The following is a 21,408-nucleotide window of genomic DNA, read 5'->3' as shown; positions in this document are numbered from 1 at the left end:
CGGAGGAACCGTATGACCACCACCCCCCAGTCCCGCCCCTGGCGCGGCGTCCTGGTCGCCACCGCGCTCCCCCTCGCCGACGACCTGTCCGTCGACTACGACAAGTACGCCGCGCACTGCGCCTGGCTCGTCGAGAACGGCTGCGACGGTGTCGTACCGAACGGCTCCCTCGGTGAGTACCAGGTGCTCACCCCCGAGGAGCGCGCCAGGGTCGTGGAGACCGCCGTGGCCGCGATCGGCGGGGCGCGGGTCATGCCCGGCGTCGCCGCCTACGGCTCGGCCGAGGCCCGCCGCTGGGCCGAGCAGGCCCGGGACGCCGGCTGCCACGCCGTGATGCTGCTGCCGCCCAACGCCTACCGCGCCGACGAGCGGTCGGTGCTGTCGCACTACGCGGAGGTCGCGAAGGCGGGGGTGCCGATCGTGGCGTACAACAACCCCATCGACACCAAGGTCGACCTCGTTCCGGAGCTGCTGGCGAAGCTGCACGGCGAGGGGTACGTGCACGCGGTCAAGGAGTTCTCCGGCGATGTCCGGCGCGCCTACCAGCTGGCCGAACTCGCCCCGGAGCTGGACCTGTTGATCGGCGCCGACGACGTCCTGCTGGAGCTCGCGCTCGCCGGTGCCAAGGGCTGGGTGGCCGGCTACCCGAACGCGCTGCCGTCCGCCTCGGCCGAGCTGTACCACGCGGCGGTGAGCGGGGACCTGGACACCGCCAAGCCGCTGTACGAGCAGCTGCATCCGTTGCTGCGCTGGGACTCCAAGGTCGAGTTCGTGCAGGCCATCAAGTTGTCGATGGACATCGTGGGCCGCCACGGCGGTGCCTGCCGGCCGCCGCGGGTGCCGCTGCTGCCCGAGCAGGAGGCGGTGGTCCGTGCGGCCACCGAGAAGGCCGTAGCGGCCGGACTGGCGTGAGCGACCCCCGGACCCCCACCGACCAGGAGTGTCATGCGCAGCAAACTCGTCCTGCACGCCGTCGACTCGCACACCGAGGGCATGCCCACCCGGGTGATCACCGGCGGGATCGGGACCATCCCCGGCGCGACCATGAACGAGCGGCGGCTGTACTTCCGTGAACACCGCGACGACATCAAGCAGTTACTGATGAACGAGCCGCGCGGCCACTCCGCGATGAGCGGGGCGATCCTGCAGCCGCCGACCCGGCCGGACTGCGACTGGGGCGTGGTCTACATCGAGGTCTCCGGCTATCTCCCGATGTGCGGGCACGGCACGATCGGCGTGGCGACCGTGCTGGTGGAGACCGGGATGGTGGAGGTCGTCGAGCCGGTCACCACCATCCGGCTCGACACCCCGGCCGGCCTGGTCGTCGCCGAGGTGGCCGTGCAGGACGGAGCGGCGAAGCACGTCACCCTGAGGAACGTGCCGTCCTTCGCGGTCGCCCTCGACCGCAAGATCACCCTCGCCGACGGGCGGACGGTGACCTACGACCTGGCCTACGGCGGCAACTTCTACGCCATCCTCCCCCTGGACGAGTTCGGTCTGCCCTTCGACCGGGCCCGCAAGGACGACATCCTCGCCGCCGGGCTGTCCCTGATGGAGGCGATCAACGCCGAGGGCGAGCCGGTGCATCCCGAGGACCCGTCCATCCGCGGCTGTCACCACGTCCATCTGATCGCCCCGGGCTCCACGGCCCGCCGTTCCCGGCACGCGATGGCGATCCACCCCGGCTGGTTCGACCGCTCCCCCTGCGGCACCGGCACCAGCGCGCGGATGGCCCAGCTGCACGCCCGCGGCGAACTCCCCCTGGACACCGAGTTCGTGAACGAGTCATTCATCGGCACCCGCTTCACCGGCCGGCTGCTCGGCACCGCCGAGGTCGCGGGCGTCCCCGCCGTCCTGCCGAGCTTCACGGGCCGCGCCTGGATCACCGGCACCGCCCAGTATCTGCTGGACCCCGGCGACCCGTTCCCGGCCGGTTTCGTACTCTGACCGCCCGCGTACCTCTCCCTGGAGTTCCACCATGGCCGACCGGCCCAGCAGCTCGCCCGCCCCCGCGATCCCCTCGCTCGGCGGCCGGAAACCCAACTTCCGGGAACGGGTCGTGGACGTCCTGCGCGCCGGGCTGATCGCCGGTGAGCTGCGCCCCGGCGAGGTGTACTCGGCGCCGGGGCTCGCCCCCCGCCTGGGCGTCTCCGTGACCCCGGTGCGGGAGGCCATGCTGGAGCTGGTGAAGGAGGGCATGGTCGAGATCGTTCCGAACAAGGGGTTCCGGGTCACCGCCGTATCCGAGAAGCAGCTCGACGAGTACACCCACGTCCGGTCCCTGATCGAGATCCCGACGGTCGTCGGCCTCACGGCCACGGCCGATCCCGGTGATCTGGAGGCGCTGCGCCCGGCCGCCCAGGAGATCGTCACCTCGGCCGTGAAGGGTGATCTCATCGCCTACGTCGAGGCCGACCTGGTCTTCCACCTGGGACTGCTGGCGCTGGCGGGCAACGACCATCTCGTCGAGGTCGTACGGGACCTGCGGCGCCGCTCACGGCTGTACGGGCTGACGGCGCTGGTGGCGGCCGGACGGCTGAAGTCCTCCGCCGAGGAGCACCTGGAGCTCCTCGACGCCCTGCTGGCCCGCGACGAGCAGGCCGTGCGCGAGGTGATGACCCGTCACCTCGCGCACGTCCGCGGTCTGTGGGCGGCCCGGCAGCCCGCGGACGGCTGACCCGATCTTCTGAACTACGCCCTGGGGTGGGTGAGTTCGATGTCGTGGTCGTGGACGTCGGCGCCGGAGACGACCACCCCGGCGGCCTGCGGCGGGTAGCCGGTCGCGATGACCGTGTACTGGCCGCTGTCCAGGTCGGAGAAGGCGTACGCGCCGTCGTCCCCGGTGGTGGTCGTCGCGACGACGTTGCCGGCGGCGTCCACCAGCGTGACCCGGGCGTCGCCCAGCGGCCCCCCGGTCCCGCGCACCGTCCCGCGCACATGGGCGCCGGGCCGCAGCTCGACCTCGATCCGGGTGATCCCGGTCCCGGCTATCTCGACGGGCAGTGCGAGCGGCCGGTGCTTGGGCGAGCTGACCGCGAGGGTCACGGTGCCCGGCACCAGGTCGCCGACCGCGAACTCGCCGAGCCCGTCGGTCTGCTGGGTGGCGAGGACATCGCCGCGCACGTCGGTGACGACCACGACGGCCCCGGCGACCGGCGCCCCGCTGTCGGCGGCCCGCACCAGTCCGGCCAGACCGCTGGTGCCGCTGAGCAGCACGTCGTACGCGACCGGATCGGTGCTCACGACCAGGGTGGTGGCCTGCGGCTGGCAGCCGTCGGCGGAGGCGATCAGGACGTACGTCCCCTCGCCGGGCGCCTCGACGGCGTAGCCGCCCTCGGCGTCCGCGACCGCGCGGCCGAGCTGGCGTCCGCCGAGGGAGATCAGGGTGACCGCGGCCCGGCCGACGCCGGTTCCGTCGGCGCCGCGCACCCTGCCGTGCACCCGGATGCCGTCCTCCGCGACGGAGACGGTCACCGGAGCCGCGGGCGCGGGCGGGAGCGCTGTGGACGCTGCCACCGCGGGTGCCTGCCCGGCGAGCGCCGCGGCCGGCTTGCGGCGCGGGATGAACGCGGCGACGAGCAGCGCGAGGACCGCCGCACCCGAGCCGACCGCCATGACCACCTTGAAGCCGTTCTCCGAGGGCACGGTCGCGGTGCCGAAGGTGTTCGTCATCTGGGCCAGGATCACCCCGGCGACGGCGCTCGCGGTCGACGTGCCGATGGACCGCATCAGGGTGTTGAGGCTGTTCGCGGCGGCCGTCTCGTGCGGGTCGACGGCGCCCATGATCAGCGCGGGCATCGCTCCGTAGGCGAAGCCGATGCCGGCGCCGATGATGCAGGAGACGAGGATGAGCTGCCAGACGGCGTCCATCAGCACGATGTTGAGCCCGTAGCCGGTGGCCACGATCACCGCGCCGCACATCAGGGTGATCTTCGGGCCGAAGTTCTTGGAGACGAGGGCCGACAGGGGTGCCGTCGCCATCATCACCAGGCCGGTCGGGGCCATCACGAGGCCCGCGTCGAGCAGCGACTTGCCCAGGCCGTAGCCGGTCGCCTGAGGCAACTGCAGGAGCTGCGGAAGCACCAGGGACATCGCGAACATCGAGAACCCGAAGGCGATCGAGGCGAGGTTGGTGACCAGGACCTGGCGGCGGGCCGTGGTCCGCAGGTCGACCAGCGGTGCCCCGGTGCGCAGTTCGTAGAAGCCCCAGGCGAGCAGGACCACCACGGCGGCGGTGAACAGGCCGAGCGTGGTGCCGCTGCCCCAGCCCCAGTCGGCACCCTTGGAGATGCCGAGCAGCAGACAGACCAGGCCCGCCGCCATGCCGAGCGCGCCGAGCAGGTCGAAGCGGCCGCCGGTGCGCACCTTCGACTCGGGCACGAGCAGCAGCACGAACACGGCGGCGACGACGCCGAGCGCGGCCGAGGTCCAGAACAGCATGTGCCAGTCGAAGTGGTCGGCGATCAGCGCGGCGGCGGGCAGCCCGAGCGCGCCGCCGACGCCGAGGGAGGCGCTCATCAACGCGGTGGCGGAGCCGAGCCGTTCGGCGGGGAGCTCGTCGCGCATGATGCTGATGCCGAGCGGGATCACCCCGGAGGCCAGGCCCTGCAGCGCACGCCCGACGATCATCGGCACGAGGCTGTCGCTCAGCGCGGCGACGACCGAGCCGACGACCAGCATGACCAGGCTGGTCAGCAGCATCAGGCGTTTGCCGTACATGTCGCCGAGCCGTCCCATGACGGGTGTGGCGACGGCGGCGGCGAGCAGGGTGGCGGTGACGGCCCAGGCCGCGTTGGAGGCCGAGGCGTCGAGCAGCTTCGGCAGCTCGGGCACGATCGGGATGACCAGGGTCTGCATCAGCGAGACCACGATCCCGCCGAAGGCCAGTACCGCGACGACGACGTTCGCCCGCGGTGCGGCGGACTCCCCTGCCACTACCGGCCGGGGCTGTGCATGGGACATGGTCGAGCCTCCGTAAGGCCACTCGGGTCTGCACGACCCGCCCCAATGTAAGTCAATTGATTGACTTAAGCAAGCAGAGTCGGATTCTGTGGTATGGAGGTGAAGGTTCCGCGCCCCTCGCCCCCGCCCCGGCTCAGCTCGACTCGCGCACCACGAGGCGGCACGGCACGGTGTGAACGCCCGGCTCGGGCTCCGCGTCGATGGCCTGCAGCAGCCGCAGCGCGGCGATCCGCCCGATGCCGGCCAGGTTCATGTCGACGGTGGTGAGCGGCGGGCGGCAGGCGAGGGCCATCGTGTCCCAGTTGTCGTAGCCGACGACGGCGATGTCCCCCGGCACGTCCTTGCCGCGCTCACGCAGCGCGTCCGCCACACCACGGGCGATCTGGTCGTTGCCGCAGAAGAACGCGTCCGTGTCGGGCGCCGTCCGCAGCACGGCGTCGGCGGCGCGCCGCCCCCAGGCCTCGCTCCACTCCCCGAAGTGCACGCGTCCGGTGGCGAGCCGGAGACCGGTGGCGGCCAGGTGCTCGACGGCGTGCCGGGCGCGGTCGCGGGCGGCCTGGTGGTGCTCGGGCCCGGTGACATGGGCGATCCCCGTACGCCCGGTGGCCAGCAGGTGCTCCACGGCGAGATGGGCGCCGCCGCGGTCGTCGGTGACGACGGAGGTGTCCGCCGGGTCGGTCGACGGGGAGAGGGCGTAGACGACCGGGATCGCCGGGTCGATGCCGGTGAGGGGCGGACGGGGGTCGGTACGGCGGCCGGTGACGATGATGCCGTCCACCCGCCGGTCGGTGAGGGTGCGCAGATGGTGCTGCTCACGGATGGCGTCGCCGCGGGTGTCGCACAGCAGGACGGAGATCTTCCCGGCGCCGAGCGCGTCCTCGGCGCCGAGCAGCACCGGGGTGCTGAAGCGGCCGATGCCGTCCGTCGTCATCAGGCCGACCGTCCAGCTGCGGCCGCTGTGCAGGCTCTGCGCATGCTGGTTGGGCCGGAACCCGAGCGCCTCCACCGCGTCCAGCACCCGCTGCCGGGTCTCCGGGCGCATCCGGCCGGCGCCGTTCAGCGCCTTGGACGCGGTGCCCACACTGACGCCGGCGAGCGCGGCGACATCGGCGAGCCTGGCCCGGCCTGCGGACGGAGAGCCTGGAGCAGAGATCACGGGCAAGCCTTTTCCTAGACGGTTTCCCAGCCTGGCCGCCGGGTTCCCGGCGACACAGCCGCCCCACATCGTCGCAGCCGCCCGGTGGAAGTACCAGCCCTCCCAGGCAACTTGAAAAAACTGTGCCGGGTGTCTTGACCCCTATCCCCGACTGCCCTGTACTTCTCGGCGAGAAAACGGTTGCTCAAAACGATTGCTCAAAAGGGTCGCTCATCACGCGTCCCGCATTCCAGACGACGTTCGACATTTCGAAATGCCCAGCCCCGCCTCATCCCCAGCCCCCTCCTCCCCCCGGAGAGCCATGCCCCGCACCCGTTCCGCCCTGCCCTCCCCCGTCGGCCCGGTCCGTCTCACCCCCGACGCCCGTACCGCGCTGCGCCCGGCGGCCGTCACCATCGGCGCTGGCTTCTGGCACGACCGCCGCACCACCAACGCCCGGGTCTCCCTCCCCCAGGGCCCGGATCTGCTGGAGTCCGCCGGAAACCTGCACAACCTGCGGCTGGCCGCCGGCACGGACGAGGGCGAGTTCCGGGGCGCGTACCCGTTCGTCGACACGGACGTCTACAAGTGGCTGGAGGCGGCCTCCTGGCAACTCGCCCAGGGGGACGGCGAGTTGCCGGGCGGCGACGTGGAACGGATCGTCGGCCTGGTAGCCGCCGCACAACAGCCGGACGGCTATCTCAACACCTGGTTCCAGCTGGTCAAGGGCGGTGAGCGGTACCAGGACCTGCGCTGGGGGCACGAGTTGTACTGCGCGGGCCATCTGATCCAGGCGGCCGTGGCCCACCACCGCTCGACCGGCCGCCCCGAACTCCTGGACGTGGCCCGGAAGTTCGCCGACCACGTCGACTCGGTGTTCGGCCTTCCCGGCAGCGGCAAGCCCATCGACGGCATCGACGGCCATCCGGAGATCGAGACCGCCCTGGTGGAGCTGTACCGGGAGACCGGCGAGCGCCGCTATCTGGACCTGGCCGGCTACTTCGTGGACCGGCACGGCCATGGCCTGCTCGGCGGCGAGGCCTACTGCCAGGACCGCGTCCCGCTGCGCGAGGCGACGAACGTCGAGGGCCACGCCGTACGGCAGTTGTACCTGCTCGCGGCGGCCGCGGACCTGGCGTCGGAGACCGGGGACGCCGAACTCCGCGCCGCGGGGGAGCGGTTGTGGCGGGCCATGACCACCACCAAGACCCATCTCACCGGCGGGCTCGGCGCGCACCACGACCAGGAGGACTTCGGCGACCCGTACGAACTCCCCAACGAGCGTGCCTACTGCGAGACCTGCGCCGCGATCGCCTCGGTGCAGTGGAGCTGGCGGCTGGCCCTGCTCACCGGGGAGGCCCGCTACTCGGACCTGATCGAGCGCACCCTCTTCAACGGCTTCCTGGCCGGGGTCGCGCTGGACGGCGAGCGATGGCTGTACGTCAACCCGCTCCAGGTCCGCGACGGCCACACCGACGCCGGCGGCGACCAGTCGGCCCGCCGTACCCGCTGGTTCCGCTGCGCCTGCTGCCCGCCCAACGTGATGCGGCTGCTGGCGAGCCTGGAGCACTACTGTGCGACTGGCGACGAACATGGCCTGCAGATCCACCAGTTCGTCACCGGCGTGTACGCGACCGACCGGGTCCGGGTGCGCGCCGAGACCGACTATCCCTGGCACGGCACCGTCGCGTTCACCGTCGAGGAGACCCCGGCCGACGGCCCCTGGACGCTGTCGCTGCGCATCCCGCAGTGGTGCCGTGAGTTCCGGGTGCGATGCGGCCCGGAGTCGTACGACCGGTCCGACGTCCCTGTCGAGGAGGGCTGGTTGCGGCTGACGCGCACCTGGGCGCCGGGCGACCGGGTGCTTCTCGAACTCGGCCTCGAACCCCGGCTGACCGCGGCCGACCCGCGCGTGGACGCCGTCCGCGGCTGTGTGGCGATCGAGCGGGGACCGCTCGTCCACTGCCTGGAGCAGGTCGACCATCCGGGCGGCGGTCTGGACGACATCGTCCTCGACCCGTCCCGGCCGCTGGCCGTGAAGCACCGTCCGGACCTGCTCGGCGGTGTCACCACCGTGGTGGCCGCCGGGCGGCGGCGCCGGATCCCCGAGCGGGGCTGGTGGCCGTACGCCCCCGCGACCGACGAGGGTCCCGAACCCGACGGCGAGCCGGTCGAGTTGACCGCGATCCCGTACCACGTCTGGGCCAACCGCGAGGACGGCAGCATGCGCGTCTGGCTCCCCACCTCCTGAAACACCCCGTCCTACGACAACGAGGTCACCCCGTGATACCCACCCGCCGTACCCTCATGGCCGTCACCATCGCCTCTCTTCTCCCCCTCACCGCCTGTGGTGGCGGTTCCGGCTCCTCGGGATCGTCGTCCTCGGCCGGCGGGACGTACACCTTCTGGGACCCGTACCCGCAGTTCGACGCCTCCTCCGACTGGGGCAAGCGGGTCACGGCGTGCGGCACCGCGGCCGGGGTGAAGCTCAAGCGGACCGCCTACGACACCACCGACCTGGGCAACAAGGCGCTGCTGGCCGCGCAGCAGGGCAACGCGCCGGACGTCATGCTGGTCGACAACCCGGTGGTCTCCACGCTGGTGGAGGCGGGGATCCTCAACAAGACGAGCGACCTCGGCCTGGACACCTCGTCGATCCAGAAGAACATCATCGGGGCCGGCACGATCGACAACGCGTCCTACGGTGTGCCGATCGGCGCCAATACCCTCGCGCTCTACTACAACAAGAAGGTCCTCTCCGCCGCCGGGGTCGACCCGGCCTCCGTCAAGGACTGGGCGTCGCTGACGGCCGCGTTGAAGAAGGTCAAGGCGGCCGGGAAGAAGGGGATCACCTTCTCGGCGATCAACACGGAGGAGGGCAGCTTCCAGTTCCTGCCCTGGTTCTGGGGCGCGGGCGGCGACCTCACCAAGCTCGACTCCAGCAGTGGAGTCGCGGCACTGGCGCTGTGGAAGCAGTGGGTGGACGCGGGGTACGCGCCCAAGGACGTGCTGCAGAACACGCAGACCACCAGCTGGCAGGAGTTCGCCACCGGGGACTACGCGTTCAGCGAGAACGGCACCTGGCAGCTGGGCAACGCCGACAAGGCCGGGTTCCCGTACGGGGTCGTCAGCATCCCCGGGCAGAACGGCGGTTCGGCGCCGGTGCCGACGGGCGGCGAGTTCGTGACCGTGCCCGTGCAGAAGGACACCTCGCGCTACGACGTCAGCAAGAAGATCGTCGGCTGTCTGACCAGCTCCACGAACCTGCTGGCCACCGACACCACGCTCATGTATGTGGCGCCCACCGCCACCGTGCAGACCGAACAGGTCGCGAAGAACGCGGAGTTGAAGCCCTGGGTGGCGGCCGTGGCGGCGGCCCGGGGCCGCACCAGCGGCGGGCTCGGCACGAAGTACCCGACCATCTCGCAGCCGATGTGGACGGCCGTCCAGGCGGCGCTGTCGGGGAGCAAGAGCCCGCAGGACGCGCTGTCTGCTGCGCAGGCTGCGGCGGGCAAGGGCTGACCGGTGGCTGTTCATCTGCGGGTCGGTGGGGGCTTGTCGCGCAGTTCCCCGCGCCCCTGCCGGGGCGATTCACACCTGGGAGTTCGCATGTCCCCCGCGCTTCGGAGCCGGCTGACCGCGTTTGCCTTCGTCCTCCCTCTTCTCGCCTATCTCGCCGCCTTCTACGCCTACCCTCTCTACCGCAACCTCGATCTGAGTCTGCGGGACTACACCGTGCGGTCCTTCGTGGCGGGGGACGCGCCCTTCTCCGGCTGGGACAACTTCCGGACGGTGCTGGACGATCCGACCTTCGGCCCGGCGATGCGGCACACGATGGTCTTCACCTTCGTGTCGATCGCCTTCCAGTACGTGCTCGGTCTCGCCCTCGCCGTCTTCTTCAACCGGCACTTCCGGCTGTCGACCGTGCTCCGGGCGCTGTTCCTGATCCCCTGGCTGCTGCCGCTGATCGTGTCGGCGTCGACCTGGTCGTGGATGTTCAACAGCGAGTCGGGGGTGGTGAACTACTTCCTGCACTTCCTCGGGGTCGATCCGGTCGGCTGGCTGACCTCGCCGGACTGGGCGCTGACCTCGGTGATCGTCGCCAACATCTGGATCGGCATCCCCTTCAACCTGGTCATCCTGTACAGCGGGCTGCAGAACATCCCGGCCGAGCTGTACGAGGCGGCGGCGCTCGACGGGGCGGGCGCCTGGCAGCAGTTCCGCCGGATCACCTTCCCGCTGCTGCGCCCGGTGTCGGCGATCACCCTGCTGCTCGGGCTCGTCTACACGCTCAAGGTCTTCGACCTGATCTGGATCATGACCAAGGGCGGTCCGGGCGACGCCTCCTCCACCCTGGCGACCTGGTCGTACCAGCTGGGCTTCGGCACGCTGCTGCCCAAGTTCGGTCCCGGTGCGGCCGTCGGCAACATCCTGATCCTCATCGCGCTGGTCTTCGGCCTGCTGTACGTCCGCGTCCAGAGGAGGCAGGAGGCGTGAAGTCGCGCGGCCACACCCTGATCGGCCTCTTCCTGACGGCGCTGATGCTGTTCCCGGTGTACTGGATGCTCAACGTGTCCCTCACCCCGCAGCAGGACATGCGCAAGGACCCGCCGGACCTGCTCCCGCTGCACCCGACCTTCGAGGGCTACCGGGCGGTCCTCGACGACCAACTCCCCTATCTGGGCACCAGTTTGCTGATCGGGATCGGCACGGTCGCCCTGACGCTCCTGATCGCCGCCCCGGCCGGCTACTCGCTGGCGAAGCTGCGGCCGCGCGCCGGCGGCGCCCTGAGCCTGGCCCTGCTGATCGCCCAGATGATCCCGGGCATCGTCATGGCGATGGGCTTCTACGGCATCTTCCTGGACCTCGGCCTGCTGAACTCCTGGTGGGGGCTGATCATCGCGGACTCCACCATCGCCGTGCCCTTCGGCGTCATGATCTTCACCGCGTTCATGTCGGGCATCCCCGGCGAGCTGATCTCGGCCGCCCGGATCGACGGCGCCGGAACCTGGCGCACCTTCCGGTCGGTCGTCCTCCCCCTGAGCCGCAACGCGATCGTCACGGTCTCGCTGTTCGGCTTCGTGTGGGCCTGGTCCGACTTCGTCTTCGCCAACACCCTAGACGGCGGCGGCAGTTGGAAGCCGATCACCCTCGGCATCTACAAGTACATCGGCAACAACAACCAGGAGTGGAACGCGATCATGGCCACCGCCGTCGTCGCGTCGGTCCCCGCGGCCGTCCTCCTGGTCCTCGCCCAGCGCTATGTGGCCGCGGGCGTGACCGCGGGCGCGGTGAAGGACTGACACTCCCCCAACTCCCTTATTCCTGAGGAGATCCATGCCATGAGCCGCACACCCCTCAGAGCCACCCTCGGTGCCGTGGTGCTCACCGCCGCCCTCGGCACCGCCGCGCCCGCCCACGCGGCGCCGACGTCCTCGACCACCCTCGTGGTGAGCGCGAACCAGACCCTGCGCCCGGTCACACACGTGGCCACCGGCAGCCTGTACGGCCTGGACACCGCGAGCGTCCCGGCGGACAGCCTGGTCGAGCCGCTCAAGCCGAACACCTTCGTACAGATGGCGCCCGGCGGCAGCCAGCTGCCCAACGGCGAGTCCACCCCGGGCGGTGACGCCCTGGTCGTCGCCCCCGAGGCGGCGAAGGCCGGCGCCAAGGTCGTCGTACGGATGCCGGACTGGTATCCGGACTTCCCCTACAAGTGGGTGAGCTGGAGCGACTGGCTGTCCGCCGTGGACAAGCAGGTCGCGTCGGTGAAGTCCTCCGGTGCCACGAACATCGCCGCGTACGAGCTGTGGAACGAGCCGGACTGGACCTGGGACACCTCGGCGGCCGGCAGCTTCGACTCCGGGTGGGCGACGACGTACAAGGAGGTCCGCGCCAAGGACTCCGGCACGCCGATCCAGGGCCCGAGCTACTCGGCCTGGAACCAGAGCTGGATGAGCACGTTCCTCACCGACGCCAAGGCCAGCGGCACGGTCCCGGACATCGTCTCGTGGCACGAGCTGCAGGGCTCGCAGAACATCGCCGCCCATGTCGCCGCCTACCGCGCCCTGGAGACCAGCCTCGGGATCAGCGCGCGCCCCATCGCCATCGAGGAGTACGGCACGACCAGCGAGGTCGGCGTCCCCGGACCGCTGGCGAGCTATGCCGCCAAGTTCGAGCGGGCCGGTGTGCACGACGCCGAACTCGCCTTCTGGAACCACTACGGCACCCTCGGCGACACCCTGACCGACACCGGCGGCTCGCCCAACGGCGCGTACTGGCTCTACAAGTGGTACGGCGCCATGTCCGGGAACATGCTGGTCACCACGCCTCCGGCGCAGACGGGCATCGACGGCTTCGCCTCCCTCAACAGCGCGGGCAACCAGATCAGCGTCGTCACCGGCGGCTGCACCGGTTCGTGTGCCGTCACCGTCAACGGTCTGTCGTCCCTGTCGGCCTTCGGCAGCACCGTGCACGTCAAGCTGGAGTACACGCCGTCCAAGGGCCGTACCACCGCCGTCTCCGGGCCGGTCACGATCTCGGACACCGACTACACGGTCAGCGGCGGCTCGATCACCGTGCCCGTCACGATGAACGCCTCCGACGGCTACCACCTGACCGTCACCCCGAGCGGCACCGCCACCTCGCTCGCCGGGCGGTACCAGATCACCAACAAGAACAGCGGCCTCGCCCTGGACACCAGCGGCGCGGGCACCGCCCAGGGCACCGCCGTCGTCCAGGCCACCTCCACCACGGGCACCGACCAGAACTGGACCCTGGTGGCCGCGGGCAGCGGCCTCTACAAGATCCAGCAGCAGGCGAGCGGTCTGCTCCTCGGCATCACCAACGCGGGCACCTCCGACGGCGGCACGGCCCTGATCTGGGGCGACAACGGCACCGCCGACCACCTCTGGCAGCTGATCCCGTCCGGCGACGGCTACTACAAGATCGCCAACTACAACAGCGGGCTGCTGCTCGGGGTGAACAACATGAGCACCTCGTCCGGCGCCCAGGTCCTCCAGTGGGACGACAACGGCACCGCCGACCATCTGTGGAAGCTGACGGCACGCTGACGTACGCCACAGTGAACCCGAGCACATGCGCGCGGGACGGCGACCTGCATTCGTTGGACCGCGCAGCCCACCTCTGTTGATTCGCAGCCGAAAAGGGCCGGCCGACCCCGCCTTCACAGGAGGGCGGGGTCGGTCATCGGCAGATCACCGCAGGTGATCAGGAACGTGCGGTTATCGTGACGGGACTGATCGAACGCGGACAGAGCTGGCGGAGGACGGGGCGGTGTCGGACGAAGGACGGCTGGTCGCCGGCCGTTACCGGCTGACCGAGCGGATCGGCCGCGGCGGCATGGGCACGGTGTGGCGGGCCGACGACGAGGTGCTGGCCCGGCAGGTCGCGCTGAAGCAGCTGCACCCCCGCCCGCACCTGTCCGAAGACGAACTGGCCACCCTCTACGAGCGCACCCGCCGCGAGGCCCGCAGCGCCGCCCGGGTCGTACACCCCAACGTGGTCGTCGTGCACGACGTGGTCGACGACGGCGGCCGTCCCTGCATCGTCATGGAGTACGTCCCCGCGCCCACCCTCGCCGACCTGCTCGACGGCGGCGCGACACTCCCGCCCGAGGAGGCCGCCCGGATCGGCCTCGGCATGATCGCCGCCCTGCGCGCCGCGCACGACGCCGGGGTGCTGCACCGGGACGTCAAGCCGGGCAACGTACTGCTCGGCCCGGGCGACCGGGTCGTCCTCACCGACTTCGGCATCGCCCTGACCGCCGGGTCCTCGACGCTCACCCGGACGGGTCAGATGGTCGGCTCGATCGCCTATATGGCGCCGGAGCGGCTGCGCGGGCTGACACCGGGACCGGCCTCGGACCTCTGGTCGCTGGGGGCCACGCTGTACCAGGCGGTGGAGGGCCGGCCGCCGTTCAGGCGCGACACGGCGATGGAGACGGCGTACGCCATCGTCACCGACCCCGTCGAGCCGATGAAACAGGCGGGCCCGCTGGAGCCGCTCGTCCAGCTGCTGCTGTCCAAGGACCCGGCGGACCGGCCCTCGGCCGGGCAGGCCGAACGGGCGCTGCTGGCGACCTGGTCGGGAGCGGTGACGGAGGCGGTACGGCCGACGGAGGCCGTACAGCCGGCGGAGCCCGTACCGGCGCAGGGCGGTCGGCGCCGACGGCGCGCCCGGAGTGGCCGCCGGCTCGCCCTGGCGGCCGGAGCGGTGGCCCTCGCGGCGGCCGCGGTGACGGCCGTGACCCTTCTGCAGGCGCCTGGGCACACCCCCGCGAAGAAGCACGTGGCCACCACGGCGGCGAGCGCCTCCCCCGCTCCCCTCCCCCAGGGCTACCACCTCGTCAGCGACAAGGAGCTCGGCGTCTCCTTCCCGGTCCCCGACGGCTGGACGGCCGGCGCCCGGGCCACCGACGAGGTCACCTACAAGGACCCGACCGGTCTGGCCGGCGTCACCATCGGCACGGTGGAGCCGGCCGGCGCGAACCCGATCACGCACTTCGCCGACATCGAGGCCAACACCAGGGTCAACTACTCGACCTACCGCAGGCTGCGGATGCAGCGGACCGCCTTCCGCGGACAAGCGGCCGCGATCTGGGAGTTCACCTTCCAGGGCCGGGCCCGTGTCTTCCGCGCCATCGACCTGGGCTACGGCAGGGAGGGCGGCCGGGAGTACGACATCTACCTCTCCGCGCCGGACGCCAAGTGGGAGACCTACCGGCCGGTCTTCGACAACGTGCGGGACGGGTTCCGCACGACCGGCTGACCGCTCGGCAACCGGGACCCGAGGCCGCTAAGTTTGGCGGCATGAGCAACCTTGACCGCGCGCCCGTACCGAGCGTGTGCGGCGGCCGCGGATTCGTCGTCGCCGAACCCGTCCGCGAGCTGCTGAGCCCCCGCCACGTGCAACTCGGTGAGTCGACCGAGGTGCGCAGGCTGCTGCCGAACCTCGGCCGCCGCATGATCGGTGCCTGGGCGTTCGTCGACCACTACGGTCCCGACGACATCGCCGACGAGCCCGGGATGCAGGTGCCGCCGCATCCGCACCTCGGGCTGCAGACGGTGAGCTGGCTGCACCAGGGCGAGGTGCTGCACCGCGACTCGACCGGCAGTCTGCAGACGATCCGCCCGCGCGAGCTCGGGCTGATGACCTCGGGCCGGGCGATCAGCCACTCCGAGGAGAGCCCCAAGTCGCACGCCCGCTATCTGCACGGGGCGCAGCTGTGGGTGGCCCTCCCGGACTCCCACCGGCACACGGACCCGAAGTTCGAACACCACGCCGACCTGCCGAAGGTGACCGCCCCCGGCCTGACCGCCACGGTCATCCTCGGCTCCCTCGACGGTTCGGCCTCGCCGGGCACGACGTTCACCCCGATCGTCGGCGCGGACCTGACGCTCACGCAGGGGGCGGATCTGCGGCTGCCCCTCGAACCCGACTTCGAGTACGGCGTCCTCGCGATGTCCGGCGAGGTGCACGTCGACGGCGTTCCGGTACTCCCGGGCTCGATGCTCTACCTCGGCTGCGGCCGCTCCGAACTCCCCCTGCGCGCCGAGTCGGACGCGGCGCTCATGCTCCTCGGCGGCGAGCCGTTCGAGGAGGAGTTGATCATGTGGTGGAACTTCGTCGCCCGTTCCCAGGACGAGATCGTCGAGGCCCGGGAGGACTGGGAGAAGGGCACCCGATTCGGTGAGGTGAAGGGGTACGACGGGGCTCCGCTCCGCGCGCCGTCCCTGCCCGAGACCCCTCTCAAGCCACGCGGGCGGGCGCGTTGACCAGGCACGACGCAAGCCTTTGACGTCAGGCCCCCAGAGTCGCCCGACCGTCCACCCCCACCATGACGTTCACTGACGCAAGCCCCCTGGAGACCCCTGCGGCGGCACCTCCGAGGGGCTTCGCCATTCCAGGGTGTGAGCATCTGCGGGCAGCTTTGCCAGCACGAATGCTGACCCAATGCTGACCCAATGCTGACTTTACTGACGAGTAGTCAGATTGCGGCAGTGCGATGAGCTCAGCTCCGCTGAGGTCCGGCTACGGGCGTCGGCAAGACGGAGCGAGATGACGCTACCGCCCGACGCCGAACTGATCGAGGAACCTTCGAAGGTCACAACGGATCATTGAGCCACCTGACGGCCCTTTGTACAGGTTCCACAAATTCCGCAGTGCAGCAACCATAGTCAGAATCTCGACGAGCCAGGCTGTGTCTGGTAATCGGGCCCAGCCCGGTGTACGGGGCTGTCCAGGAGGACTCCGACGCCGTGATCACACCAGACACGGCAAGATCATCTCTCGTGGCCAGCGGCTACAGAGCAGCCCTCACGGTTTCACGGTCAAAGGGAGTAGAAGAACGCGACGACGATGAACCCCGTGCCAATGAACCAGTACCAGGCCCGCACGCTACCTCCATCTGATCAAGGGTCTCGTGAAGGCTACCGAAGCGGTACTACGCCCGGGAGGCACGAGCACCGCCCGGGACCGCGGCAAGGGTCTGGGCTCAACTGACGTCGGAAATTACGGCACATCGCTCAGTTAGACGCCATTTCGGTTGGTGTGATCTTGCGGCAGTCCGGGGTGATGGCTGCTGCGCTTGTCGAACGGTTGGCGCCGGAAGACCTGTGGGAGTTGTTCCAGCGGGTGGTGCCGCCGGCTCCGGAACGCCCACAGGGCCGAGGGCATCGGCGGCGAGGGGATCGCGAGGCTCCGGCCGCGATCATCTTCGTGGCCACCTCGGGCTGCGCCTGGAACCAACTGCCACCGGGCTTCGGACTGTCGGGAGTGACCGCCTTCCGCCGGTTCACCGAATGGAATGGAGCCCGTGTGTGGGCCAAGCTCCACCACCTGGTCCTGGACGAACTCGGCCCCCGAGGCGACCGGACTGGTCGCGGTGCGCGATCGACCCCGTCAGTGTCCAGGCCCTCAAAGGGGGCGGTTGACGGGACCGAATCCGGCCGACCGCTGCAAGAAGGGTTCGAAAATCCACCTCATCGTGGACCGCAGCGGTCTGCCTCTGTCGATCGGCATCTCCGCGGCGAACCTCCATGACAGCCAGGCCCCGATCCCGCTGGTCCACGGCATCCCGCCCATCCGCTCACGCCGCGGCTCCCGACGCCGCAAACCCGGCAAACTGCACGGGGACAAGGGCTACGACTACCGATACCTGCGGCGTTGGCTGTCCCCCCGCGGCATCCGGCACCGCCTGCCCCGCAAAGGCGCCGAGTCATCCCGGCGTCTGGGCCGGCATCGCTGGGTTGTGGAACGGACCGTCTCCCGGCTGTCCGGCTGCCGACGCCTCCACCGCCGCTACGAGCGCAAGCCGGAACACTTCCTCGCCTTCACCGCTACACAGCGCCCCAGTCGTGACGGGGCTGTGAGGAGATCGGCCATCCGGTAGGCCGCCTCCAGGAGTTGGGACAGCTTGTGGTCCGCGTCGGCTTCGTCACAGCACGACACGGAACAGGTTCCCGGGCGGGTCGACCACGGCGTCGAGGCGGAGGCCCACGCGCAGGGCGGGATGCTGCGAGCGTTTCCACGTGACCTCGAACGTCCGGAAGCCCGGCCCGCTGACCCGCAGGACGACCACGGCACCGCCGTCATCCCCGGTGTCCCATTCGGTCAGCTCGGTGATCTCCGCGGTCGCCGGAACCCCGAAGGCGTCGAGCCGCCGGTTGTGCCTCCGTTCGGCGGCGACGGTGAGCCCCACGACGAAGCCAAAGGGAACGAGGACGACCGTGCACACCACGCCGGTGACCACCACACCCTGGCCGGCGAAGACGCCGAGAACCATCAGGAACGGTCCCAACAGCCCGAGCGCCACGAGAAAGAGGTACATGCAGGCGGCTGCCCAGGGACCGACCTTCGACACCTGTGTCGGCGCGGGGCCGTTCTCCCCGTCGCTCACGTCAGAGCCGCGGTCTCTCGGCCACGCCCCGCGCCAGCTGCACGGCGAAGGCGCGCAGGGCGTCGAGGCGCTCCGGGTCGTAGGGGAAAGAGTGGCGGGGCACTCCCGGCTGCCCGATGATGATCTCGATCCTGGGCTTGCGGCCGGTGCCGAACTCCAGCCGGGGTTCCTGCCAGACATGCAGGCGGTGCGCATCGCCGTAGCCGAACAACTCCAGCACCCGGCCGTCGAAGGTGAGCAGGGTGGTGTCGTTCGCCAGCACTTCGTACGGCGGTGTCGTCACAGCGTCGCTCCGTCTCCCGCGTAGAGGTAACCGCCGGGGTTGGCGGGGTCCGCGATCAGCAGTACCTCATCACCGGCGCGGGGGATGCGCAGTTTCGACACGATGGTCTGGATCGTGATCGGGTCGGCGGTGACCCCGGTCAGCCGGAGGACCAGGTCGACGACCGGGTCGTGGTTGACCAGCTTGCCGGTGTCGCTGATCGACACGACGACGGCGGGGGTCGTCGGCACTCCCATGGCAAGCAACTGCCCCACCATGGCAACGGAGTTGTACGCACCGATCGACTGCTGGACCTTGGCGTAGTCCTCGCCGCCGAGCGCCGCGCGCGTCATCCGGCCGTAGAAACCCTTGCCGCCGGCCACCTGCTCCACGATCTTGGCGGCCTTCTCCTCGCGGCTCTTGCCCTTGCCGAAGAGTCCCATGCTGTGCCTGCCCTTCCGGTCCGTTCTGCCTGGTGGTGTGGACGTTAGGAGGCGGACAGCGCCTACCGATCCCAGGTTCGACCGCCGGTTCCCCCGGGACGTACGCTCTGCCCATGCCGTCCCCGAGCCAGCCGTCGACCGGCGAGCGCCGTCCGCGCGCCATGGTCATCGACAGGGCTTGGCGCGGCCTCGGGCCGGGTCCCCGGGCGCTGAGCGGGCCCGGTGGCGCGCCGCTGACCCGGACGGTCAAGCTGATCGTGCTGCCGCTGATCGTCCGGCCCGCGCTGCGCCCGGAGCTCGCCGCCGACTTCCTCGACGGGCGGGAGGCGGAGCGACTCGACGCGCTGATACGGGAGTCCGGTGCGGTTCTGGAAGCGACGGCACAGTGGTTCACTCTGCTGAAGAGGACCCGCCGGGCACTGGGGATCGTGGCGGGCAACCCACAAGACCTGTATTTCCAGCGGTGCTTCGAGCTGGCGACCGAGCACGGGGCGCCGGGGCCCGGCGCGGACGCGGTGGCGAGGGCGGTGCTCGAGGACGTCGTGGACGCTTCCGGCGGACGGACGGTGGAGGCGCTGAAGGAGCATCTGGCGGACGCCGCCCGGCGCGCCCGGCTCGACGCCGGGCTGGCAGCGGCGTGGCACGGACGCGAAGCGGTACAGGGCGCCGCCGATACGGGCCTGGCGGCCGAGGTTCTCGAGGCCTGCGGTGCGGCGGGGGCTGATTCATCGGCCTTCGCCGCCATGGTCCGGGCCGGGCACGGCAGCCTGCTCGGGCGAGCCCTGTGGGCGGCGCAGCCGGCCGACGTCTGGGACCGCGCCGACGTACCCCCGCATCTCGGGCTGACCGCGCACCGCGTGCCCCCACGCCCCGAGGTCGGCCGGAGCGCCTCGACCGCCACACTCCCCGCGCCGTTCGACCGCACGCTCTTCGAGCGGCTCTTCACCGTGCTCCAGACGTCGGCCCACCGCGAGCAGCTGCCGACCGTGCCGGAGCTCGTCCGGCGGGAGGTCGAGCGCAGCTGTGCCCCGCTGGGCCTGTGCGACGAGAGCCTGCGCGTCACCGTCGTGCTCGGCGGCCGACTCGCGGTGGGCCTCGATCCGCTGGGCGCCGGGCCCCCCGTGGCGGGGTCGACGGCGGCACACCGCATCGTCAACAGCCGCTGGCAGCGGGAGGCTTCGGTCCTCCGAGCCCGCAGGATGACCGTCTCCCCCCGCCCCGACCCGGACGGCGGTGTGCTGAACGCCCTCGCCCAGGACCTGCGCACCCCATGGGCCGCGTACATGCGGCGCCTCTGGGTACGGCTGTACGGGCGCGACGTCCGCGACGCGGCACTGTCCGACGCGGCATCGGCCTGGGGCGTGCTCGACGGGGTCGCCCGCTCGGTGATGATGGACCACCGCGCACGAGTCCGTACGGCACTGCGCACCCTGTCGGCGACCGTCGAGCCCGCCGCCGAGCCGAGGAGCGCGTGATGCCTGAACGGCGCTGTGCCGTCACGCGAGCCGAGGACGGCAACACCGTGCGCATCGCGGGACCCGCCGCCGGTCCCCCCTTCACCCGGGCCGTTCTCGACGTCGCGGGCGCCGTCCTGACCTGGCCCGTCCTCGGACCGACAGGTCTGCCGACGGCGGAGATCCACGACGTGGGGCAGGCCCAGCAGTGGCTGTGGGCGGTATACGGCGAGCCCACGGCCGCCGCTGTCGACGCCGTCGGGTCGGGAGCGCCGGCCGCCGAGCTGACGCTGCCCGAGCGGCCGACCGCCCTCGCCGAGAGTGCCGCCCGCCTCGCCCTCGGGCACTGGGCGGCCCGCTGGTGGCCGACGTCGCACCTGGACGGGATTCCCGCACTCGAACCGGACGTGCTGGGCCTGGAGTTGGCCGCGCTGACCCACGAGTGCCAGCAACTCCTCGACGAGTCAGGGGAGCTGGAGGGTACCGATCTGCTGGAGGAGCACCTGGCCGGGCTCGACCCGCTGATCCGTTGGCGGCAGTCGGCGGCCCCACCCCGCCAACTGGACGGTGTCCTACGGCTGATCGACGACGCGGCCGACAACGCCGGGCTGGACGGGGCTGCGCTACGGCACCTCCGGTCGGCCCTTGAACAGGACCACAGGCCGACCGCCACGCCGCTCGACCTCGCCGAACTCTTCGTACGGCAGCAGGAGTTCGCCCTCGCAGCAGGTGATCTGCGCACCGCGAACGGACGCGTGGTCGCCCGGGGTTCGGGGACCAACGACTGGTGCCGCTATCCTCCCGGCTTCGTCGACGCGGCCGAGGAGGCCGTGTCCTGGACCGCGTACGCGCGCGGTGCCGATCGGCGCATCGAGGTCGAGGTCGTCGCCGACGTCGCGGCCCCCGCGGGCGGGGTGCACCTCGCGGCGGAGGTCCATGTGGACGGCGGCCCGCCGCACCGCGTTCCGCTGACCAGGCGGGACGACGTGTGGACTGGCCGGGCAGACCTGGACATCCCGGCCTCGACGACACCGAGCATCGAAGTCGGCGTCCTGCTGCCGGGGTTCGACCCGGGACCGGGCGCCGATGACCGTGCGGCACGTGAGGCGGTACGAGCCCTGGCCCGGCACCGGCTCGGCGTCGCGGCGGCACCGCATGACGGCGAGGCCGCACAACCGGACCCGTTCCTCGCCGAGATCGCGGCTGCCGCTGCCGTGGAGGAGGACTTCTAG

At 71.0% G+C, this 21,408-nt stretch carries 17 protein-coding genes and 1 pseudogene; 13 read left to right on the top strand and 5 right to left on the bottom strand.

The window, feature by feature from the left end; all coding sequences use genetic code 11:
- The first annotated feature begins 12 nt into the window (after positions 1–12).
- Genes AB0D85_RS19700 through AB0D85_RS19690 form a run of 3 tightly spaced genes read left to right on the top strand, consistent with a single transcriptional unit; the run spans position 13 to position 2,677 of the window.
- Positions 13–912, top strand: a complete 900-nt coding sequence (locus tag AB0D85_RS19700; protein WP_362321697.1) for a dihydrodipicolinate synthase family protein — start codon at positions 13–15, stop codon at positions 910–912.
- 33 nt (positions 913–945) lie between these two features.
- Positions 946–1,947: a proline racemase family protein gene (locus AB0D85_RS19695; protein WP_362321695.1), complete on the top strand. Its 1,002-nt coding sequence runs from the start codon at positions 946–948 to the stop codon at positions 1,945–1,947.
- Between the two features lie 31 nt (positions 1,948–1,978).
- The gene (locus AB0D85_RS19690) at positions 1,979–2,677 is read left to right on the top strand and encodes a GntR family transcriptional regulator (protein WP_362321693.1); all 699 of its coding nucleotides are present in this window, start codon (positions 1,979–1,981) and stop codon (positions 2,675–2,677) included.
- A gap of 14 nt (positions 2,678–2,691) precedes the next feature.
- On the opposite strand, the gene AB0D85_RS19685 is transcribed toward AB0D85_RS19690, so the two are convergent.
- Together AB0D85_RS19685 and AB0D85_RS19680 are read right to left on the bottom strand one after the other, a co-directional pair.
- Entirely contained in the window at positions 2,692–4,962 is a 2,271-nt protein-coding gene (locus AB0D85_RS19685) for an MFS transporter (RefSeq protein ID WP_362321691.1), read from the bottom strand.
- 133 nt (positions 4,963–5,095) lie between these two features.
- The gene (locus AB0D85_RS19680) at positions 5,096–6,118 is read right to left on the bottom strand and encodes a LacI family DNA-binding transcriptional regulator (protein ID WP_362321689.1); all 1,023 of its coding nucleotides are present in this window, start codon (positions 6,116–6,118) and stop codon (positions 5,096–5,098) included.
- Between the two features lie 301 nt (positions 6,119–6,419).
- Between AB0D85_RS19680 and AB0D85_RS19675 the strand changes: the two genes are divergently transcribed.
- The 8 genes and pseudogenes from AB0D85_RS19675 (at position 6,420) to AB0D85_RS19640 (ending at position 17,510) form a co-directional block, all read left to right on the top strand.
- The gene (locus AB0D85_RS19675; protein WP_362321687.1) at positions 6,420–8,348 is read left to right on the top strand and encodes a beta-L-arabinofuranosidase domain-containing protein; all 1,929 of its coding nucleotides are present in this window, start codon (positions 6,420–6,422) and stop codon (positions 8,346–8,348) included.
- 56 nt (positions 8,349–8,404) lie between these two features.
- Positions 8,405–9,619, top strand: a complete 1,215-nt coding sequence (locus AB0D85_RS19670) for an extracellular solute-binding protein (protein ID WP_362321685.1) — start codon at positions 8,405–8,407, stop codon at positions 9,617–9,619.
- An 87-nt stretch (positions 9,620–9,706) separates the two neighbouring features.
- Positions 9,707–10,594, top strand: a complete 888-nt coding sequence (locus tag AB0D85_RS19665; RefSeq protein WP_362321683.1) for a sugar ABC transporter permease — start codon at positions 9,707–9,709, stop codon at positions 10,592–10,594.
- A 44-nt stretch (positions 10,595–10,638) separates the two neighbouring features.
- Positions 10,639–11,400 (top strand): carbohydrate ABC transporter permease, encoded by a 762-nt coding sequence (locus AB0D85_RS19660; RefSeq protein WP_362321985.1) that lies wholly within the window; start codon positions 10,639–10,641, stop codon positions 11,398–11,400.
- A gap of 39 nt (positions 11,401–11,439) precedes the next feature.
- Positions 11,440–13,170, top strand: a complete 1,731-nt coding sequence (locus tag AB0D85_RS19655; protein WP_362321681.1) for an RICIN domain-containing protein — start codon at positions 11,440–11,442, stop codon at positions 13,168–13,170.
- Between the two features lie 223 nt (positions 13,171–13,393).
- Entirely contained in the window at positions 13,394–14,887 is a 1,494-nt protein-coding gene (locus AB0D85_RS19650) for a serine/threonine-protein kinase (protein ID WP_362321679.1), read from the top strand.
- A gap of 41 nt (positions 14,888–14,928) precedes the next feature.
- A complete protein-coding gene (locus tag AB0D85_RS19645) occupies positions 14,929–15,894 on the top strand; it encodes a pirin family protein (protein ID WP_362321677.1) in 966 nt (321 codons plus the stop codon).
- A 799-nt stretch (positions 15,895–16,693) separates the two neighbouring features.
- Positions 16,694–17,510, top strand: a pseudogene (locus AB0D85_RS19640) (IS5 family transposase).
- A 45-nt stretch (positions 17,511–17,555) separates the two neighbouring features.
- On the opposite strand, the gene AB0D85_RS19635 reads toward AB0D85_RS19640, so the two are convergent.
- From AB0D85_RS19635 to AB0D85_RS19625, 3 genes are read right to left on the bottom strand one after another with little or no spacing between them, the layout of a single operon-like run.
- The gene (locus AB0D85_RS19635) at positions 17,556–18,017 is read right to left on the bottom strand and encodes a hypothetical protein (protein ID WP_362321675.1); all 462 of its coding nucleotides are present in this window, start codon (positions 18,015–18,017) and stop codon (positions 17,556–17,558) included.
- Position 18,018: 1 nt separating this feature from the next.
- Positions 18,019–18,300: a hypothetical protein gene (locus AB0D85_RS19630; protein ID WP_362321673.1), complete on the bottom strand. Its 282-nt coding sequence runs from the start codon at positions 18,298–18,300 to the stop codon at positions 18,019–18,021.
- Positions 18,297–18,722: a hypothetical protein gene (locus AB0D85_RS19625; RefSeq protein WP_362321671.1), complete on the bottom strand. Its 426-nt coding sequence runs from the start codon at positions 18,720–18,722 to the stop codon at positions 18,297–18,299. Before AB0D85_RS19625 ends, AB0D85_RS19630 begins: the two co-directional genes overlap by 4 nt.
- A 113-nt stretch (positions 18,723–18,835) precedes the next feature.
- Here AB0D85_RS19625 and AB0D85_RS19620 point away from each other — a divergent pair, with 113 nt between their 5' ends.
- The gene (locus AB0D85_RS19620) at positions 18,836–20,197 is read left to right on the top strand and encodes a hypothetical protein (protein ID WP_362321669.1); all 1,362 of its coding nucleotides are present in this window, start codon (positions 18,836–18,838) and stop codon (positions 20,195–20,197) included.
- Positions 20,197–21,408 carry a hypothetical protein gene (locus AB0D85_RS19615; RefSeq protein WP_362321667.1) on the top strand — a complete coding sequence of 404 codons (1,212 nt, stop codon included), beginning with the start codon at positions 20,197–20,199 and terminating at the stop codon, positions 21,406–21,408. The genes AB0D85_RS19620 and AB0D85_RS19615 overlap by 1 nt, the downstream gene beginning before the upstream one ends.

Source organism: Streptomyces sp. NPDC048277 (assembly GCF_040652235.1).
Classification (GTDB): domain Bacteria; phylum Actinomycetota; class Actinomycetes; order Streptomycetales; family Streptomycetaceae; genus Streptomyces.
The sequence above is the reverse complement of the archived record's forward strand: the minus strand, read 5'-3'. Positions and strand labels throughout refer to the sequence as shown.

What these genes read in the sequence shown, in the direction of transcription:
- AB0D85_RS19675 (WP_362321687.1), top strand. Translation starts at nt 6,420, where the DNA reads ATGCCCCGCACCCGTTCCGCCCTGCCCTCCCCCGTCGGCCCGGTCCGT.
- AB0D85_RS19660 (WP_362321985.1), top strand. Translation starts at nt 10,639, where the DNA reads ATGCTGTTCCCGGTGTACTGGATGCTCAACGTGTCCCTCACCCCGCAG.
- AB0D85_RS19665 (WP_362321683.1), top strand. Translation starts at nt 9,707, where the DNA reads ATGTCCCCCGCGCTTCGGAGCCGGCTGACCGCGTTTGCCTTCGTCCTC.
- AB0D85_RS19615 (WP_362321667.1), top strand. Translation starts at nt 20,197, where the DNA reads ATGCCTGAACGGCGCTGTGCCGTCACGCGAGCCGAGGACGGCAACACC.
- AB0D85_RS19655 (WP_362321681.1), top strand. Translation starts at nt 11,440, where the DNA reads ATGAGCCGCACACCCCTCAGAGCCACCCTCGGTGCCGTGGTGCTCACC.
- AB0D85_RS19695 (WP_362321695.1), top strand. Translation starts at nt 946, where the DNA reads ATGCGCAGCAAACTCGTCCTGCACGCCGTCGACTCGCACACCGAGGGC.
- AB0D85_RS19620 (WP_362321669.1), top strand. Translation starts at nt 18,836, where the DNA reads ATGCCGTCCCCGAGCCAGCCGTCGACCGGCGAGCGCCGTCCGCGCGCC.
- AB0D85_RS19625 (WP_362321671.1), bottom strand. Translation starts at nt 18,722, where the DNA reads ATGGGACTCTTCGGCAAGGGCAAGAGCCGCGAGGAGAAGGCCGCCAAG.
- AB0D85_RS19700 (WP_362321697.1), top strand. Translation starts at nt 13, where the DNA reads ATGACCACCACCCCCCAGTCCCGCCCCTGGCGCGGCGTCCTGGTCGCC.
- AB0D85_RS19685 (WP_362321691.1), bottom strand. Translation starts at nt 4,962, where the DNA reads ATGTCCCATGCACAGCCCCGGCCGGTAGTGGCAGGGGAGTCCGCCGCA.
- AB0D85_RS19690 (WP_362321693.1), top strand. Translation starts at nt 1,979, where the DNA reads ATGGCCGACCGGCCCAGCAGCTCGCCCGCCCCCGCGATCCCCTCGCTC.
- AB0D85_RS19645 (WP_362321677.1), top strand. Translation starts at nt 14,929, where the DNA reads ATGAGCAACCTTGACCGCGCGCCCGTACCGAGCGTGTGCGGCGGCCGC.
- AB0D85_RS19670 (WP_362321685.1), top strand. Translation starts at nt 8,405, where the DNA reads ATGGCCGTCACCATCGCCTCTCTTCTCCCCCTCACCGCCTGTGGTGGC.